The sequence below is a fragment of the Amycolatopsis sp. PS_44_ISF1 genome, from assembly GCF_032335455.1.
In the GTDB taxonomy this organism is placed as follows: domain Bacteria; phylum Actinomycetota; class Actinomycetes; order Mycobacteriales; family Pseudonocardiaceae; genus Amycolatopsis.
Genome location: NZ_JANUXO010000011.1, coordinates 1 through 15721 on the forward strand (window position 1 = coordinate 1; position 15721 = coordinate 15721).

15 protein-coding genes and 1 pseudogene are annotated in these 15721 nt (G+C 72.4%); 10 read left to right on the top strand and 6 right to left on the bottom strand.

The genetic code is table 11. The annotated features are described in order from the left end of the window. The first annotated feature begins 1529 nt into the window (after positions 1 to 1529). On the top strand, positions 1530 to 2225 hold the full coding sequence (locus tag NYF13_RS36185) for a hypothetical protein (protein ID WP_315658695.1): 696 nt from the start codon (positions 1530 to 1532) through the stop codon (positions 2223 to 2225). Between the two features lie 952 nt (positions 2226 to 3177). Here NYF13_RS36185 and NYF13_RS36190 read toward each other — a convergent pair. From NYF13_RS36190 to NYF13_RS36205, 4 genes are read right to left on the bottom strand one after another with little or no spacing between them, the layout of a single operon-like run. Further along, a complete protein-coding gene (locus NYF13_RS36190; protein WP_315658697.1) occupies positions 3178 to 3357 on the bottom strand; it encodes a DUF6760 family protein in 180 nt (59 codons plus the stop codon). After that, positions 3354 to 3734, bottom strand: coding sequence for a phage tail assembly protein (locus NYF13_RS36195; RefSeq protein WP_315658698.1), 381 nt, complete (start codon positions 3732 to 3734; stop codon positions 3354 to 3356). Before NYF13_RS36195 ends, NYF13_RS36190 begins: the two co-directional genes overlap by 4 nt. 5 nt (positions 3735 to 3739) lie before the next feature. Next, positions 3740 to 4240, bottom strand: coding sequence for a phage tail protein (locus tag NYF13_RS36200; protein ID WP_315658700.1), 501 nt, complete (start codon positions 4238 to 4240; stop codon positions 3740 to 3742). A gap of 32 nt (positions 4241 to 4272) precedes the next feature. Continuing rightward, on the bottom strand, positions 4273 to 5805 hold the full coding sequence (locus NYF13_RS36205; protein ID WP_315658702.1) for a phage tail sheath subtilisin-like domain-containing protein: 1533 nt from the start codon (positions 5803 to 5805) through the stop codon (positions 4273 to 4275). Between the two features lie 129 nt (positions 5806 to 5934). Here NYF13_RS36205 and NYF13_RS36210 point away from each other — a divergent pair, with 129 nt between their 5' ends. Continuing rightward, entirely contained in the window at positions 5935 to 6393 is a 459-nt protein-coding gene (locus NYF13_RS36210) for a Pvc16 family protein (RefSeq protein WP_315662592.1), read from the top strand. On the opposite strand, the pseudogene NYF13_RS36215 reads toward NYF13_RS36210, so the two are convergent. After that, positions 6387 to 6710, bottom strand: a pseudogene (locus NYF13_RS36215) (hypothetical protein); the annotation flags it as partial. The gene NYF13_RS36210 and the pseudogene NYF13_RS36215 overlap by 7 nt on opposite strands. Positions 6711 to 6839: 129 nt before the next feature. On the opposite strand from NYF13_RS36215, the gene NYF13_RS36220 reads away from it, so the two are divergent. The 4 genes from NYF13_RS36220 to NYF13_RS36235 are packed head-to-tail and all read left to right on the top strand — an operon-like array spanning position 6840 to position 9467. Then, positions 6840 to 8372 carry a phage tail sheath subtilisin-like domain-containing protein gene (locus tag NYF13_RS36220; protein ID WP_315658702.1) on the top strand — a complete coding sequence of 511 codons (1533 nt, stop codon included), beginning with the start codon at positions 6840 to 6842 and terminating at the stop codon, positions 8370 to 8372. A 32-nt stretch (positions 8373 to 8404) separates the two neighbouring features. Beyond that, a complete protein-coding gene (locus NYF13_RS36225; RefSeq protein ID WP_315658700.1) occupies positions 8405 to 8905 on the top strand; it encodes a phage tail protein in 501 nt (166 codons plus the stop codon). Between the two features lie 5 nt (positions 8906 to 8910). Further along, positions 8911 to 9291, top strand: a complete 381-nt coding sequence (locus NYF13_RS36230; protein WP_315658698.1) for a phage tail assembly protein — start codon at positions 8911 to 8913, stop codon at positions 9289 to 9291. Further along, positions 9288 to 9467, top strand: coding sequence for a DUF6760 family protein (locus NYF13_RS36235; RefSeq protein ID WP_315658697.1), 180 nt, complete (start codon positions 9288 to 9290; stop codon positions 9465 to 9467). Before NYF13_RS36230 ends, NYF13_RS36235 begins: the two co-directional genes overlap by 4 nt. Positions 9468 to 10419: 952 nt before the next feature. On the opposite strand, the gene NYF13_RS36240 is transcribed toward NYF13_RS36235, so the two are convergent. Further along, positions 10420 to 11115, bottom strand: a complete 696-nt coding sequence (locus tag NYF13_RS36240) for a hypothetical protein (protein WP_315658695.1) — start codon at positions 11113 to 11115, stop codon at positions 10420 to 10422. A gap of 1467 nt (positions 11116 to 12582) precedes the next feature. On the opposite strand from NYF13_RS36240, the gene NYF13_RS36245 reads away from it, so the two are divergent. The 4 genes from NYF13_RS36245 to NYF13_RS36260 form a co-directional block, all read left to right on the top strand. After that, positions 12583 to 14013, top strand: a complete 1431-nt coding sequence (locus NYF13_RS36245; protein ID WP_315658694.1) for a DUF4157 domain-containing protein — start codon at positions 12583 to 12585, stop codon at positions 14011 to 14013. A gap of 9 nt (positions 14014 to 14022) precedes the next feature. Beyond that, positions 14023 to 14493: a phage tail protein gene (locus tag NYF13_RS36250; RefSeq protein ID WP_315658693.1), complete on the top strand. Its 471-nt coding sequence runs from the start codon at positions 14023 to 14025 to the stop codon at positions 14491 to 14493. 22 nt (positions 14494 to 14515) lie between these two features. After that, on the top strand, positions 14516 to 15013 hold the full coding sequence (locus NYF13_RS36255; protein ID WP_315658692.1) for a phage tail protein: 498 nt from the start codon (positions 14516 to 14518) through the stop codon (positions 15011 to 15013). Next, a partial coding sequence (locus NYF13_RS36260) for a hypothetical protein (RefSeq protein WP_315662594.1) occupies positions 15010 to 15721 on the top strand: 712 nt, incomplete at its 3' end. The genes NYF13_RS36255 and NYF13_RS36260, both read left to right, overlap by 4 nt.

A 15721-nucleotide genomic window follows, 5' to 3' on the forward strand; every position in this document is an offset into this window, starting at 1 on the left:
GTCAGAGGCGTCACGGCCGGGGTGAACTGCTGCGGCGGGACGGTGCCCGGGAAGCCGGACACGCTCGGGCGGGCGGCCGGCGGAGTCGGTGTGGCCGGACGAGCGGTGTGGACGCGGCTTTCGTTCTTAGCGGGCGGTGTCGGCCCAGGCACGGGAGCGACACCGGTCGCGGACGAGCCGGTCGGCTGGGCCGGTCCTGCACTGAGGGCAGCGTCCAGTGGGAGTGAAGGCTGGGCGACGGGCGGATTCGGTGGCGCGGTGGGGGAATTCGCGGGCTCGGACGGGTGGGGGGCATCCGGCCGCTCTTGTGCTGCGGCGGAACCGATCGGCCCAGCCGGACGGCCGCCGGATGCCGGTTCACCTGCGGTAACCGGGGTGAGCAGCGGAACAACTGGTCCGGTGCGGGTCGGCTCGGTTTCCCGAACCGCCGGATCGGGACGACGGACCGGGTGGTCCGGCGGCCCGGCGGAGGCAGTCGTCAGGACGCTGGGCCCGGGCGGTCCGGCAGAGGGCGAAGCCGATTCTGCCGCCATCGGAGCCGGGCCGTCCGGATCCGGCCGCCTCGGGGATCGCGGCCCACCCGGCCCCCCAGCCGAGGACGGCGATGCGGCGACTGGCGAGTTCGGCGCAGTGCGGCGAAGGGCCTGGGCTGCACGGAGAACGTCGTCCGATGCGGCCCTGCGGGCGGGTTGGCTCGCGGCGGAAGCAGCCTCCGGTGCGGCGTGGTGGATGGGCTGGGCCACACCAGGAACGTCGCTCAGCGCGACCGGATGGGCTGGCTGGATCACATCGGGGACGTCACCCGGGAAAGCGTTCTGGATAGACCGCGCCACACCAGAATCATCACTCGATATCGCCCAGCGGGTCGGCTGGAGTGCATCGGGAACGTCACCCGGGGCAGCGTTGTGGATGGACCGCGCCGCACCAGGGTCGTCACTCGGTGCGGCCAGATGGGTCGGCCGGATTGCATCGGGAACGTCACCAAGGACAGCGTTCCGCACGGACCGCGCCACACCAGGGTCACCACTCGATACCGCCTGGTGGGTCGGCCGGACTACATCGGGAACGACGCTCCGTGCAGCGTTGTGGATGGACCGCGCCGCACCAGGGACGTCGTTCGGTGCGGCCGGATGGGCTGGCTGGGCTGGATCGGGAACGTCGCTCGGAGCAGCACTGTGGACGGTGGTGGGCGCAGCGGGGATGGGCTGGAAGCGGGGCGGTTCGGGCCGGGGGTCGACCGGTTTCGGCTGGGGCGGGCCGGGACGATGGGCTGCACCGGTGAGCCGGGTCGGCGGGTGACCTGTCCCCGCCGGGGAGTCGCCGGCGGGGGCAGGTTCGGCGGAGCCACGGGCGGGATCACCGGACATCCGGCCGTTCGACGGCTCACGAGTGGTCCCCCGGTTCTCCCCCGCCGCTTCCGGTTTGCCGGAGGGTGAGGACGGCGTCGTCTGGCTCGCCGGGAAAGGGCGCGGCGGCGCCGGAACGACGACCGCCGGGGACGCGTCGACGGGTGCGGAAGCCCGGAGGGTTTGCGAGTCCGTCACCAGGCGAAACGGACCAGCCGGGCCGTCCGGGCGGTGCTCCGGCGGCTCGCCTGGACCGGTGGCGGCGGGCAGCCCGGCCGGGCTGCCCGGATCAGCCGCGCCGAACGACCCACCCGCGTTTCCGGCGTCCGGGACGGCAGCCAGCTCAGGAAGGTCACCAGTATCGGTCACCGGGGCCTCGCCCTTCGGCGCACCGGCGGCCGCGACCTCGGGCTCGCCGCTCGGCTCGGCCGGGCCGGTCACCGTGGGCTCGTCGACTGGCTCACCGAAGTCGGCAACCCCGGGCCGATCCCCCGAGTCACCGAGACCGGCATTTCCAGACGTGCCGGAATCGGCAACCTCGGACTCGCCCCCACCAGCAACCTCCAGCACGCCGATCAGCTCGCCGAGACCGGCAGCTCCGGACCTACCGAAATCGGCAACCTCGGACTCGCCCCCACCAGCAACCTCCAGCCGGCCGATCAGCTCGCCGAGACCGGCAGCTCCGGACCTACCGAAATCGGCAACCTCGGACTCGCCCCCACCGGCAACCTCCGGCAGGCCGATCGGCTCGCCACGGCCGGCGGCTTCGGGTCCACCGCTCGGATCTCCGACATCCGCAACCTTGACACTCCCCGGCGGCCCGCCACCCGCAACCTCAGCCACCCCACTGACACCCGCAGCCTTGACGTGCCCCGCTGACTCGCTGACAACCGTCATCTCGGACGGCCGGTCCGACTCGCCGGTCTCAGCGGCTTCGCGTCGGTCAGCCGCATCGCCGGGGGCGGCAGTTTGGGGCCGCCCGTTCGGTTCGTCGCGACCGGCGGCGCCAGGCTGTCCGGCGGCGCCGCTGTGGTCGGCGGCGGCGAACTCCGCAGCCGGACGCGCGCCATCCCCACCACTGTCATCGGCAGCAGGCGGCGTCTGCGGCTGCGGCTTCGTGATCCCGAGGCCCAGACGACGGCTCTCCGCCAGGGAAGCGCGCCGTGGGCGGGATTCCGGTGGGGCGGGGTGCGGGAGGCGGTGGACCGGTGGGTCCAGAAGCGGTTCCGGACGAGCCGGGCGCCGCGCGGGGCGATGAGACGGCTCCGGGCGGGGCTCGCGGTTCACCTCGGCGTACTGCCTCGCGAGCTGCCGGTCCTTCTCCTGGTAGCCCAAGTGGACCAGGTCCGACGGCCGCCAGGGCACCTCGGGCGCCCGGGGTTCGGTCACCTCGGCCACGGTCAGCGGCGGCCACCCGGGACGCGCCGGCCTGGACGGGATCGCCCGGGTCGGCACCGGCTCGGGCTCCGGTGGCGCGGTGTCCGCCACCAGGTCGACCAGATCGTGCCGAACCGCTACCGCGCTGACGATTCCCCCCACCCGCCCCGAAGGCCCGGCCACCTCCGCCGGCTCCGGGAGCAGGACAAGCCGGTGGAGCACGCCGATCGGGTCGCCGGTGACGGTCAACGGCGCCCGGGTGGCCAGAGTGGGCCGCAGCCGCGCCACCGAACGCCAGGCCGGACGGTACCGCACCCCCGGCCCCTCGGAATCCACTGTGGACGATGCATGCAAATAATCCACAATAGACATTTTACCGTCCACGGCAGACTCCGGGCGGCGAGCACGCCACGGCCAGCGGGCCATCACGGCCTCCCTCCTCCGACGGGAGACCTCAGTCCCCGTAGACGCGGGCGTCGAGCGCCCCGATCTCCGCGATCACCCGGGCCCGCGTGGCGTGGTCGAGGTCCAGGATCGACTCGAACGACCAGTGCAGGTGGTAGGCGATGTACACGATCTCCTCCCACAAGCGGTCCACCGGCCGGCTCAGCGCCGGCCCCGCCGATCCCGTCACGACGGCGCCGCACCCGCGACGTCGACCAGGAACCGGTGCTCGCACTCCGGGCAGGCCACCTCGGCCTCGGTGTGGCCCTGCTGGTTGACCCGGCGGTACAGGTCCTGCAGGAAGGCCAGGTCCGAGGCGAACAGGTGCTCGACGACGAACCGGTCCACCCCCGCCAGCGTGCCCAGCCGGGTCACCGTCTGCGTGATCAGGTACACCGACAGGTACGCGGGGTTCTGCCGCACCAGCGGCTCGGCCTGCGCGACCAGCTCGTCCTTCGCGGTGGCCAGGCGCAGCAGGCCGTCGCGGTGGAGGTGGCCCTGCTCGTCGACGTACCCGCGGGGCAGCGCGAACGGGTATTCGGTGCGCAGGGCGGGATGCTCGGCCACGGCGGTCACCGGTTGCCGCCCGCGCCGTTCTCCAGGTCGATCTGCTCGCACACGAGCGTGACCGTCGCGACCGCCGCGTCGCTGCCGCCGGCCTTGAAGTTGCCGACGTCCAGTTTGGACGGCCACGCGTTGAGCAGGTGGTAGGTCTGCTTCACCGCGCCGGTCGAGTCGAGCAGCAGCAGCGAGCAGCTCTTGCGGCCGGTCGGGTCGCCGCGCAGCACCTGCTGGTGCCAGACCCACAGCGTCTGGTCCTGGTCCACGCCGCGCTTGAGCGTGACCGTGGCGGGCTTGGTCCGTCCGTACACCTTGGACAGGGAGACGCCCATCGAGTTGCTGGACAAGTACTCGGTCACCTCGACCTCCGAGGTGATGCCCGAGAGCTCGGAGAAGGCGATCCCGTTGCTGGTGGTGTTCCCGTCGAACTGGATGACGAACCGCGCGGCGCTGACCAGGGTGTTGGTGGTGTCGAGATCGGCGGTCTGGGAGCGCTGTCCGGTGGGTGCCATGGTTTGTCCCTCGTGAGTCGGCGAACGGGTGGTCACTCTTCGAGCGCGGCGCCCTGGGGCAGCTGCGAGATCTGGAACACGACGAACTCGGCCGGCTTGACCGGGGCGATGCCGATCTCGATGAACAGGTGCCCGGCGTCCCGCGACTCCGGCGGGTTGTTCTCCTCGTCGCACTTGACGTAGTACGCCTCGGCCGCCGAACGGCCGGCCAGCGCGCCGCTGCGCCAGATCCGCTGCAGGAACGAGCCGACGACCCGGCGCACCGCGGTCCACAGGTACTCGTCGTTGGGCTCGAAGACCACCCAGCTGGTGCCCTGCAGGATCGACTCCTCCACGAAGTTGAACAGCCGGCGCACGTTGATGTAGCGCCACTCCGGGTCGCTGGAGAGGGTCCGCGCGCCCCAGACCCGGATGCCCTGCCCGGGGAACGCCCGGATGCAGTTGACCCCCAGCGGGTTGAGCAGCTCCTGCTCGGCCCGGCTGATCGCGGTCTGGAGCCCGACCACCCCGCGCACGACCTCGTTCGCCGGGGCCTTGTGCACGCCGCGGTTCTCGTCGCTGCGGCCCCAGATCCCGGCCATCTGGCCGCTGGGCGGGATCGTGATGACGCTGCCCGAAGCGGGGTCGAGGGTCTGCACCCAGGGCCAGTACAGCGCCGCGTACTTCGAGTCGTAGCCCGCGACCTCGGAGCGCCAGTCCCGCATCTGCTGGGAGTTGAGCCCGGGCGGCGGGTCGAGGATGGCGACCCGGTCCGACATCAGCTCGCAGTGCGCGATCATCGCCAGCTGCACGGCCTTGACCCCGTCGGCGTCGATCTGCCCGCGCTGGTAGGCCGACATCAGGTCCGGCGCCAGCACCATGGTGATCTCGTCGATGGCCTCGAAACCGCCGATGCCGGTGCGCTCGATCGGGTCGCCGACGTAGGCCGAGGCCAGCACCGGCCCGGGCGCGGGCTCGCGGGTGGCGAGCGCGGTGGTGGTGTCCTTCCGCGGCGCGCTCAGGGTTTCGCCCCGCGCGTGCTCGAGGGTGATCAGCTTCGACTGCTTGGCCACCACGGCGGCCACGTTGTTCGGGCCGCGCTTCACGGTGACGTTGTCGAAGGACTCCTCGACTTTCCCGTTGCGCAGCACGTCGAGGCGGAAGTTGCCGTCCGCGGGCTCGCCGGCCTCGGCCACCGCCACGGTCAGGTCCTCGCCGGCACCCGGTGCGATGGCCCGGACCGCGAAGGCCGGCCGCCCGTCGCCGCCGGCCGCGGCCGGGATGACCGCCTCGCCGATCGGGGGCGGCGAGCTCTCGCCGGCCTCGCCGGGCAGCCGCAGGACGTAGGCGGAGCCGCCGCCGTTGAGGAAGAACGCGTAAACCGAGTGCGCGAGGTAGACGCCCTCGACGAAACCGCCGAAGGTGCGGGTGAACTGCGTCCAGTTGGTGATCAGCGTCGGCTGGGAGAGCGGTCCCTTCTCCGCGAACCCCACGAAGCCCGCGACCGCGGTGCCGACGCCCTCGATGGGCCTCGAACCCGACGGCACCTCCTCGACATACACCCCTGGTGCCAGATAATTCGCCATCGAGTCTCCCAGTCCGAGCGGTTCCGAGATGAGCAGCTGCGTTCAGGCTGGCAGCCGCGGGCACCGTTGCCAGGGGGCCGGCGCGCACTGTCGCGGACCACCTCCGGCTGCCCTCCGGGGCAGTCCGGCATGGCCGTGGGACCGGCCGCGGCGGCGCTGACCGGGCCCCGGGGCACGGTCGAGACTCGGGACGTGCTGGCTGACCTGGCTTCCTCCCTCCGCGAATGGCTGACCGCCGAGCTGTCGCCCGGCACGGTGATCGGGTTCGACCCGCCCCACGTGCTCGCGGGCATGCAGCGGCGGCCGCAGCGGGCCGGGATCGTGAACGTCTTCCTCTACGGCATCACCGAGGACCTCGACGGCATCCCCGCGGCCCCGGTGCGCGTGCGCGACGACGAGGGCCGGCTCACCGGCACCGCCGCCCCGGCCCGCAACTACCACCTGACCTACCTGGTCACGGCGTGGGCGGCGGGCACCGAGGAGGAGATCGAGCTGCTTTCGTCGTCGGTCTCCGCGTGGGCGCCGATCACCGCGCCGAGCAGCTCGATCTCCTCCTCGGTGCCCGCCGCCCACGCCGTGACCAGGTAGGTCAGGTGGTAGTTGCGGGCCGGGGCGGCGGTGCCGGTGAGCCGGCCCTCGTCGTCGCGCACGCGCACCGGGGCCGCGGGGATGCCGTCGAGGTCCTCGGTGATGCCGTAGAGGAAGACGTTCACGATCCCGGCCCGCTGCGGCCGCCGCTGCATGCCCGCGAGCACGTGGGGCGGGTCGAACCCGATCACCGTGCCGGGCGACAGCTCGGCGGTCAGCCATTCGCGGAGGGAGGAAGCCAGGTCAGCCAGCACGTCCCGAGTCTCGACCGTGCCCCGGGGCCCGGTCAGCGCCGCCGCGGCCGGTCCCACGGCCATGCCGGACTGCCCCGGAGGGCAGCCGGAGGTGGTCCGCGACAGTGCGCGCCGGCCCCCTGGCAACGGTGCCCGCGGCTGCCAGCCTGAACGCAGCTGCTCATCTCGGAACCGCTCGGACTGGGAGACTCGATGGCGAATTATCTGGCACCAGGGGTGTATGTCGAGGAGGTGCCGTCGGGTTCGAGGCCCATCGAGGGCGTCGGCACCGCGGTCGCGGGCTTCGTGGGGTTCGCGGAGAAGGGACCGCTCTCCCAGCCGACGCTGATCACCAACTGGACGCAGTTCACCCGCACCTTCGGCGGTTTCGTCGAGGGCGTCTACCTCGCGCACTCGGTTTACGCGTTCTTCCTCAACGGCGGCGGCTCCGCCTACGTCCTGCGGCTGCCCGGCGAGGCCGGCGAGAGCTCGCCGCCCCCGATCGGCGAGGCGGTCATCCCGGCCGCGGCCGGCGGCGACGGGCGGCCGGCCTTCGCGGTCCGGGCCATCGCACCGGGTGCCGGCGAGGACCTGACCGTGGCGGTGGCCGAGGCCGGCGAGCCCGCGGACGGCAACTTCCGCCTCGACGTGCTGCGCAACGGGAAAGTCGAGGAGTCCTTCGACAACGTCACCGTGAAGCGCGGCCCGAACAACGTGGCCGCCGTGGTGGCCAAGCAGTCGAAGCTGATCACCCTCGAGCACGCGCGGGGCGAAACCCTGAGCGCGCCGCGGAAGGACACCACCACCGCGCTCGCCACCCGCGAGCCCGCGCCCGGGCCGGTGCTGGCCTCGGCCTACGTCGGCGACCCGATCGAGCGCACCGGCATCGGCGGTTTCGAGGCCATCGACGAGATCACCATGGTGCTGGCGCCGGACCTGATGTCGGCCTACCAGCGCGGGCAGATCGACGCCGACGGGGTCAAGGCCGTGCAGCTGGCGATGATCGCGCACTGCGAGCTGATGTCGGACCGGGTCGCCATCCTCGACCCGCCGCCCGGGCTCAACTCCCAGCAGATGCGGGACTGGCGCTCCGAGGTCGCGGGCTACGACTCGAAGTACGCGGCGCTGTACTGGCCCTGGGTGCAGACCCTCGACCCCGCTTCGGGCAGCGTCATCACGATCCCGCCCAGCGGCCAGATGGCCGGGATCTGGGGCCGCAGCGACGAGAACCGCGGCGTGCACAAGGCCCCGGCGAACGAGGTCGTGCGCGGGGTGGTCGGGCTCCAGACCGCGATCAGCCGGGCCGAGCAGGAGCTGCTCAACCCGCTGGGGGTCAACTGCATCCGGGCGTTCCCCGGGCAGGGCATCCGGGTCTGGGGCGCGCGGACCCTCTCCAGCGACCCGGAGTGGCGCTACATCAACGTGCGCCGGCTGTTCAACTTCGTGGAGGAGTCGATCCTGCAGGGCACCAGCTGGGTGGTCTTCGAGCCCAACGACGAGTACCTGTGGACCGCGGTGCGCCGGGTCGTCGGCTCGTTCCTGCAGCGGATCTGGCGCAGCGGCGCGCTGGCCGGCCGTTCGGCGGCCGAGGCGTACTACGTCAAGTGCGACGAGGAGAACAACCCGCCGGAGTCGCGGGACGCCGGGCACCTGTTCATCGAGATCGGCATCGCCCCGGTCAAGCCGGCCGAGTTCGTCGTGTTCCAGATCTCGCAGCTGCCCCAGGGCGCCGCGCTCGAAGAGTGACCACCCGTTCGCCGACTCACGAGGGACAAACCATGGCACCCACCGGACAGCGCTCCCAGACCGCCGATCTCGACACCACCAACACCCTGGTCAGCGCCGCGCGGTTCGTCATCCAGTTCGACGGGAACACCACCAGCAACGGGATCGCCTTCTCCGAGCTCTCGGGCATCACCTCGGAGGTCGAGGTGACCGAGTACTTGTCCAGCAACTCGATGGGCGTCTCCCTGTCCAAGGTGTACGGACGGACCAAGCCCGCCACGGTCACGCTCAAGCGCGGCGTGGACCAGGACCAGACGCTGTGGGTCTGGCACCAGCAGGTGCTGCGCGGCGACCCGACCGGCCGCAAGAGCTGCTCGCTGCTGCTGCTCGACTCGACCGGCGCGGTGAAGCAGACCTACCACCTGCTCAACGCGTGGCCGTCCAAACTGGACGTCGGCAACTTCAAGGCCGGCGGCAGCGACGCGGCGGTCGCGACGGTCACGCTCGTGTGCGAGCAGATCGACCTGGAGAACGGCGCGGGCGGCAACCGGTGACCGCCGTGGCCGAGCATCCCGCCCTGCGCACCGAATACCCGTTCGCGCTGCCCCGCGGGTACGTCGACGAGCAGGGCCACCTCCACCGCGACGGCCTGCTGCGCCTGGCCACCGCGAAGGACGAGCTGGTCGCGCAGGCCGAGCCGCTGGTGCGGCAGAACCCCGCGTACCTGTCGGTGTACCTGATCACGCAGACGGTGACCCGGCTGGGCACGCTGGCGGGGGTGGACCGGTTCGTCGTCGAGCACCTGTTCGCCTCGGACCTGGCCTTCCTGCAGGACCTGTACCGCCGGGTCAACCAGCAGGGCCACACCGAGGCCGAGGTGGCCTGCCCGGAGTGCGAGCACCGGTTCCTGGTCGACGTCGCGGGTGCGGCGCCGTCGTGACGGGATCGGCGGGGCCGGCGCTGAGCCGGCCGGTGGACCGCTTGTGGGAGGAGATCGTGTACATCGCCTACCACCTGCACTGGTCGTTCGAGTCGATCCTGGACCTCGACCACGCCACGCGGGCCCGGGTGATCGCGGAGATCGGGGCGCTCGACGCCCGCGTCTACGGGGACTGAGGTCTCCCGTCGGAGGAGGGAGGCCGTGATGGCCCGCTGGCCGTGGCGTGCTCGCCGCCCGGAGTCTGCCGTGGACGGTAAAATGTCTATTGTGGATTATTTGCATGCATCGTCCACAGTGGATTCCGAGGGGCCGGGGGTGCGGTACCGTCCGGCCTGGCGTTCGGTGGCGCGGCTGCGGCCCACTCTGGCCACCCGGGCGCCGTTGACCGTCACCGGCGACCCGATCGGCGTGCTCCACCGGCTTGTCCTGCTCCCGGAGCCGGCGGAGGTGGCCGGGCCTTCGGGGCGGGTGGGGGGAATCGTCAGCGCGGTAGCGGTTCGGCACGATCTGGTCGACCTGGTGGCGGACACCGCGCCACCGGAGCCCGAGCCGGTGCCGACCCGGGCGATCCCGTCCAGGCCGGCGCGTCCCGGGTGGCCGCCGCTGACCGTGGCCGAGGTGACCGAACCCCGGGCGCCCGAGGTGCCCTGGCGGCCGTCGGACCTGGTCCACTTGGGCTACCAGGAGAAGGACCGGCAGCTCGCGAGGCAGTACGCCGAGGTGAACCGCGAGCCCCGCCCGGAGCCGTCTCATCGCCCCGCGCGGCGCCCGGCTCGTCCGGAACCGCTTCTGGACCCACCGGTCCACCGCCTCCCGCACCCCGCCCCACCGGAATCCCGCCCACGGCGCGCTTCCCTGGCGGAGAGCCGTCGTCTGGGCCTCGGGATCACGAAGCCGCAGCCGCAGACGCCGCCTGCTGCCGATGACAGTGGTGGGGATGGCGCGCGTCCGGCTGCGGAGTTCGCCGCCGCCGACCACAGCGGCGCCGCCGGACAGCCTGGCGCCGCCGGTCGCGACGAACCGAACGGGCGGCCCCAAACTGCCGCCCCCGGCGATGCGGCTGACCGACGCGAAGCCGCTGAGACCGGCGAGTCGGACCGGCCGTCCGAGATGACGGTTGTCAGCGAGTCAGCGGGGCACGTCAAGGCTGCGGGTGTCAGTGGGGTGGCTGAGGTTGCGGGTGGCGGGCCGCCGGGGAGTGTCAAGGTTGCGGATGTCGGAGATCCGAGCGGTGGACCCGAAGCCGCCGGCCGTGGCGAGCCGATCGGCCTGCCGGAGGTTGCCGGTGGGGGCGAGTCCGAGGTTGCCGATTTCGGTAGGTCCGGAGCTGCCGGTCTCGGCGAGCTGATCGGCCGGCTGGAGGTTGCTGGTGGGGGCGAGTCCGAGGTTGCCGATTTCGGTAGGTCCGGAGCTGCCGGTCTCGGCGAGCTGATCGGCGTGCTGGAGGTTGCTGGTGGGGGCGAGTCCGAGGTTGCCGATTCCGGCACGTCTGGAAATGCCGGTCTCGGTGACTCGGGGGATCGGCCCGGGGTTGCCGACTTCGGTGAGCCAGTCGACGAGCCCACGGTGACCGGCCCGGCCGAGCCGAGCGGCGAGCCCGAGGTCGCGGCCGCCGGTGCGCCGAAGGGCGAGGCCCCGGTGACCGATACTGGTGACCTTCCTGAGCTGGCTGCCGTCCCGGACGCCGGAAACGCGGGTGGGTCGTTCGGCGCGGCTGATCCGGGCAGCCCGGCCGGGCTGCCCGCCGCCACCGGTCCAGGCGAGCCGCCGGAGCACCGCCCGGACGGCCCGGCTGGTCCGTTTCGCCTGGTGACGGACTCGCAAACCCTCCGGGCTTCCGCACCCGTCGACGCGTCCCCGGCGGTCGTCGTTCCGGCGCCGCCGCGCCCTTTCCCGGCGAGCCAGACGACGCCGTCCTCACCCTCCGGCAAACCGGAAGCGGCGGGGGAGAACCGGGGGACCACTCGTGAGCCGTCGAACGGCCGGATGTCCGGTGATCCCGCCCGTGGCTCCGCCGAACCTGCCCCCGCCGGCGACTCCCCGGCGGGGACAGGTCACCCGCCGACCCGGCTCACCGGTGCAGCCCATCGTCCCGGCCCGCCCCAGCCGAAACCGGTCGACCCCCGGCCCGAACCGCCCCGCTTCCAGCCCATCCCCGCTGCGCCCACCACCGTCCACAGTGCTGCTCCGAGCGACGTTCCCGATCCAGCCCAGCCAGCCCATCCGGCCGCACCGAACGACGTCCCTGGTGCGGCGCGGTCCATCCACAACGCTGCACGGAGCGTCGTTCCCGATGTAGTCCGGCCGACCCACCAGGCGGTATCGAGTGGTGACCCTGGTGTGGCGCGGTCCGTGCGGAACGCTGTCCTTGGTGACGTTCCCGATGCAATCCGGCCGACCCATCTGGCCGCACCGAGTGACGACCCTGGTGCGGCGCGGTCCATCCACAACGCTGCCCCGGGTGACGTTCCCGATGCACTCCAGCCGACCCGCTGGGCGATATCGAGTGATGATTCTGGTGTGGCGCGGTCTATCCAGAACGCTTTCCCGGGTGACGTCCCCGATGTGATCCAGCCAGCCCATCCGGTCGCGCTGAGCGACGTTCCTGGTGTGGCCCAGCCCATCCACCACGCCGCACCGGAGGCTGCTTCCGCCGCGAGCCAACCCGCCCGCAGGGCCGCATCGGACGACGTTCTCCGTGCAGCCCAGGCCCTTCGCCGCACTGCGCCGAACTCGCCAGTCGCCGCATCGCCGTCCTCGGCTGGGGGGCCGGGTGGGCCGCGATCCCCGAGGCGGCCGGATCCGGACGGCCCGGCTCCGATGGCGGCAGAATCGGCTTCGCCCTCTGCCGGACCGCCCGGGCCCAGCGTCCTGACGACTGCCTCCGCCGGGCCGCCGGACCACCCGGTCCGTCGTCCCGATCCGGCGGTTCGGGAAACCGAGCCGACCCGCACCGGACCAGTTGTTCCGCTGCTCACCCCGGTTACCGCAGGTGAACCGGCATCCGGCGGCCGTCCGGCTGGGCCGATCGGTTCCGCCGCAGCACAAGAGCGGCCGGATGCCCCCCACCCGTCCGAGCCCGCGAATTCCCCCACCGCGCCACCGAATCCGCCCGTCGCCCAGCCTTCACTCCCACTGGACGCTGCCCTCAGTGCAGGACCGGCCCAGCCGACCGGCTCGTCCGCGACCGGTGTCGCTCCCGTGCCTGGGCCGACACCGCCCGCTAAGAACGAAAGCCGCGTCCACACCGCTCGTCCGGCCACACCGACTCCGCCGGCCGCCCGCCCGAGCGTGTCCGGCTTCCCGGGCACCGTCCCGCCGCAGCAGTTCACCCCGGCCGTGACGCCTCTGACCAGGCGGCCGACCTCGTCGCGCCGCTCCGGCCCGCCCGTGGTGGCCCGCCCGACCGGACCGTCGCGGCTCGTCCCCTCCGCTCGGCCCCAGCTCGCCGCCGGGGCCACCGCGATGCTGCGCCGGGCCACCGAGGCGATCGTGGACACCGTCGTCCCCGCTCCGCTCATCGCGCCGATGAAACGCGCACTGGGCATCGACCTGTCCGACGTCCGCGTCCGCCGGGGCGGGGAGGTCTCGCTCGCCGCCCGCTACCTCGGGGCCCGCGCCTACACCGCCGCGGAAGTCGTGCACCTGCCCGACAGCGCCGGGCCCCTGGAGTCCGGGGACGCCGCCCCCCTGCTCGCCCACGAGCTGACGCACGCCGCGCAGCAGCGGAGGTTCGGCGCGGCGCTCCCCGGTCCCGAAACGGCGGCCGGACGGCGGCTGGAGGCCGAGGCGGTCATCGTGCAGGAGTGGGTGGCCGGGGGGACGATCGGTGAGCCGCCGGTGGTTCGCGGCCACGCGCCGGTGCAACTCGCGTGCCGAGACCACGAAGACCTGGGCCACGAAGACCTCGGCTACGGAGAACTTGACGACGAGCCCGAGGACGACTTCGACGAGGACGTCGACGAGAGCGACCTCGACAAGGCCCGCCGCCGCAAACGCCTGCGGCGCCAGGTCGAGCGGGACGAGAGCAGCGGCGAGGGCGGCTTCGAGACCGGTTGGGACGAGATCCCCGACCTCGCCGCCATGATCGAGCGCCGCCGCCGCAGCGGCCGTGAACCCGAGGGCTGGCACGAGGTCCCGGACGTCTCACCCCAGGGCATCCGCGCGCTGGCCGCCCGGACGCCGACGGAATTCGGCCGACGGCTTGGCGGTGAACCCCGGGGCCGCAACGGAACCCGCCCCGGCGGCACCGATCCGGGTGGCCGTTACTCCGGAGGCGATGATCCGGGCGAAAACGATCGAGCCGGCAGCGGTCCCGCCGGCAGTGGTCCCGGCGGCAGCGGTCCGGGTGGCAGCGGTCCCGGTGGTGACGATCCGGGCGGCAACCATTCCGGCGGCAACGGTCCCCATGGCCCTCATCCCAATGGCCCTGGTCCCGGCGGCCTAGACCCGCGCGGCTCGGACCCGCGCGGCTCGGACCCGCGCGGCCCAGACCCCGGCGGCCCGGACCCGCGCGAAGCCGACGGGGGACAGCCGGCCCCGTGCCTGGCCGAGATCCTCGGCGCGCTGGCCGACAGCCCGCCCCGCCGCTGGATGGACCTCGACGACCCGGACCACTTCGAGGAGCTTTCCAACCGGCTCTACAACACCCTGCTGCCCCGGCTGCGGTTCGACGTGCTCGTGGAGCGCGAGCGGTCCGGCACGCTGATGGACTTCCGCTGAGGAGGCGCAATGCGGTACACGGCAGCGAATTCCGTGGTGCTGTCCCAGGGCACGGCGCACCAGTTCGTGGTGCGCACCGGCTCGCGGGAGCTGGGCGCCTGGTCGGGCGCCTCGGACCTGGAGGTCAAGTGGGACCGGGCCGAGCACTGGGTCGGCGACTCCGACCGGTACTTCAAGTACGCCGGGGTGGCCAAGTACGAGCCGGTCAGGTTCACCCGCGCCGCCGACCCGGTCGGCACGAAAGCCGTGCAGGACTGGCTCAACGAGGTCCACTCGACCGGCGGGGTGCCCGAGGACGGCGCGCTGCAGGTCGTCGACGCCACCGGCGCCGTGGTGCTCGAGTGGACGATCCGCGAGATGTTCCCGATCAACTGGAAGATCTCCGGCTTCGACGCCGGCGGGGCCAAGGTCTACGCCGAAACGCTCACCGTCGTGCACTCCGGCCTGCTCAGCGCGGCCAACCAGGCCCACCCGGCCTGACCACCACCCCCAGGAGAATCCGATGCCCACTCCGGACGCGCCGCCCGCCCTCGGCATGGCCATGCGGTTCCAGGTCGACGCGGGCGACCTGGACCTCGGCCTCTGGTCCTCGTGCAAGGGGCTCGAGGCCAAGGCCAAGGTGCACAAGGCCTACAACCCCGGCAACTACTCCTACGAGCGGATCCTGTTCGCCGACATCAGCTACTCGACGGTGAAGCTGGAACGCGCGATGGAGCGGTCCGGGAGCGCGTCGGTGCGCCGATGGCTGGAGACCTGGTGGCGGCCGTGGGCCCAGCCGGGCACCAACCCGCTCGGCGGCGTGCTCGGCTTCGGGCCTTCGATGACCATCCGGCTGCTCGATTCGCAGTGGCAGGAGGTCTCGTCCTGGACGCTGCGCAACGCCTACCCGGCCGGCTGGTACGGGCCGTCGCTGTCGGCCGGCGACAGCAAGGTCGCGATCGAGCGGCTCGAAATCGACCACGAGGGCTTCCTCGACCTGGAAGGGCTACCGCTGCCATGAACGTTTCGATCGGGAACCAGAAGACCGTCAACGCCTCCGGCCTGAGCACGGCGCTGCAGGTGGGCCGGCAGCTGATCGGGCTGGGCATGGGGGACGTGCCGGCCTCGCTCTCGCCGGTGGTCACCTCCGCGGACAGTTACCACGGCGGCCTGCCGATCTCGTTCTCGCTCAACCCGAAATCGGTCTCCTTCACCAAGCGGAACAAGACCGAGAGCGACCGCGGGGTGATCGCGACGTCGTTCCAGGACGCGCTGAAGGCGACCAGCAACCGCCGGCTCAGCCTGGGCGAGGTGTCCATGACCGGCGCCGGCATCACCAGCGTGGTGATCTCCACCCTCGTCGACTGGGCCACCCCGTTCAAGCAGCCGATCTCGGCGGCGGCCGCGTCCCGGTACGGCAACGCGAACGCGCTCAGCGAGCTGATCAAGACCAGCGGCGCGAACGCCCTGAAGGACGGCTTCGGCGGCGGCGGGAGCAACAGCGTGCCGGCCCCCTCCTCCACCCACCGGTCCGGCGTGACCGCCCGGCCGGGCAAGCTGGTCTACTACCGGCTGCCGATCCTGCGGTTCATGTGGGGCCTCGGTGCCCCGCTGCACAACTGCCTGGTCAACCTGGAGGGCGTCACCGTCGACTACCAGCGGTTCGACTTCACCGGCACCCCGGTCTGGGCCAAGCTCAAACTCGAACTGGTCGAGTACTGCGAAGACC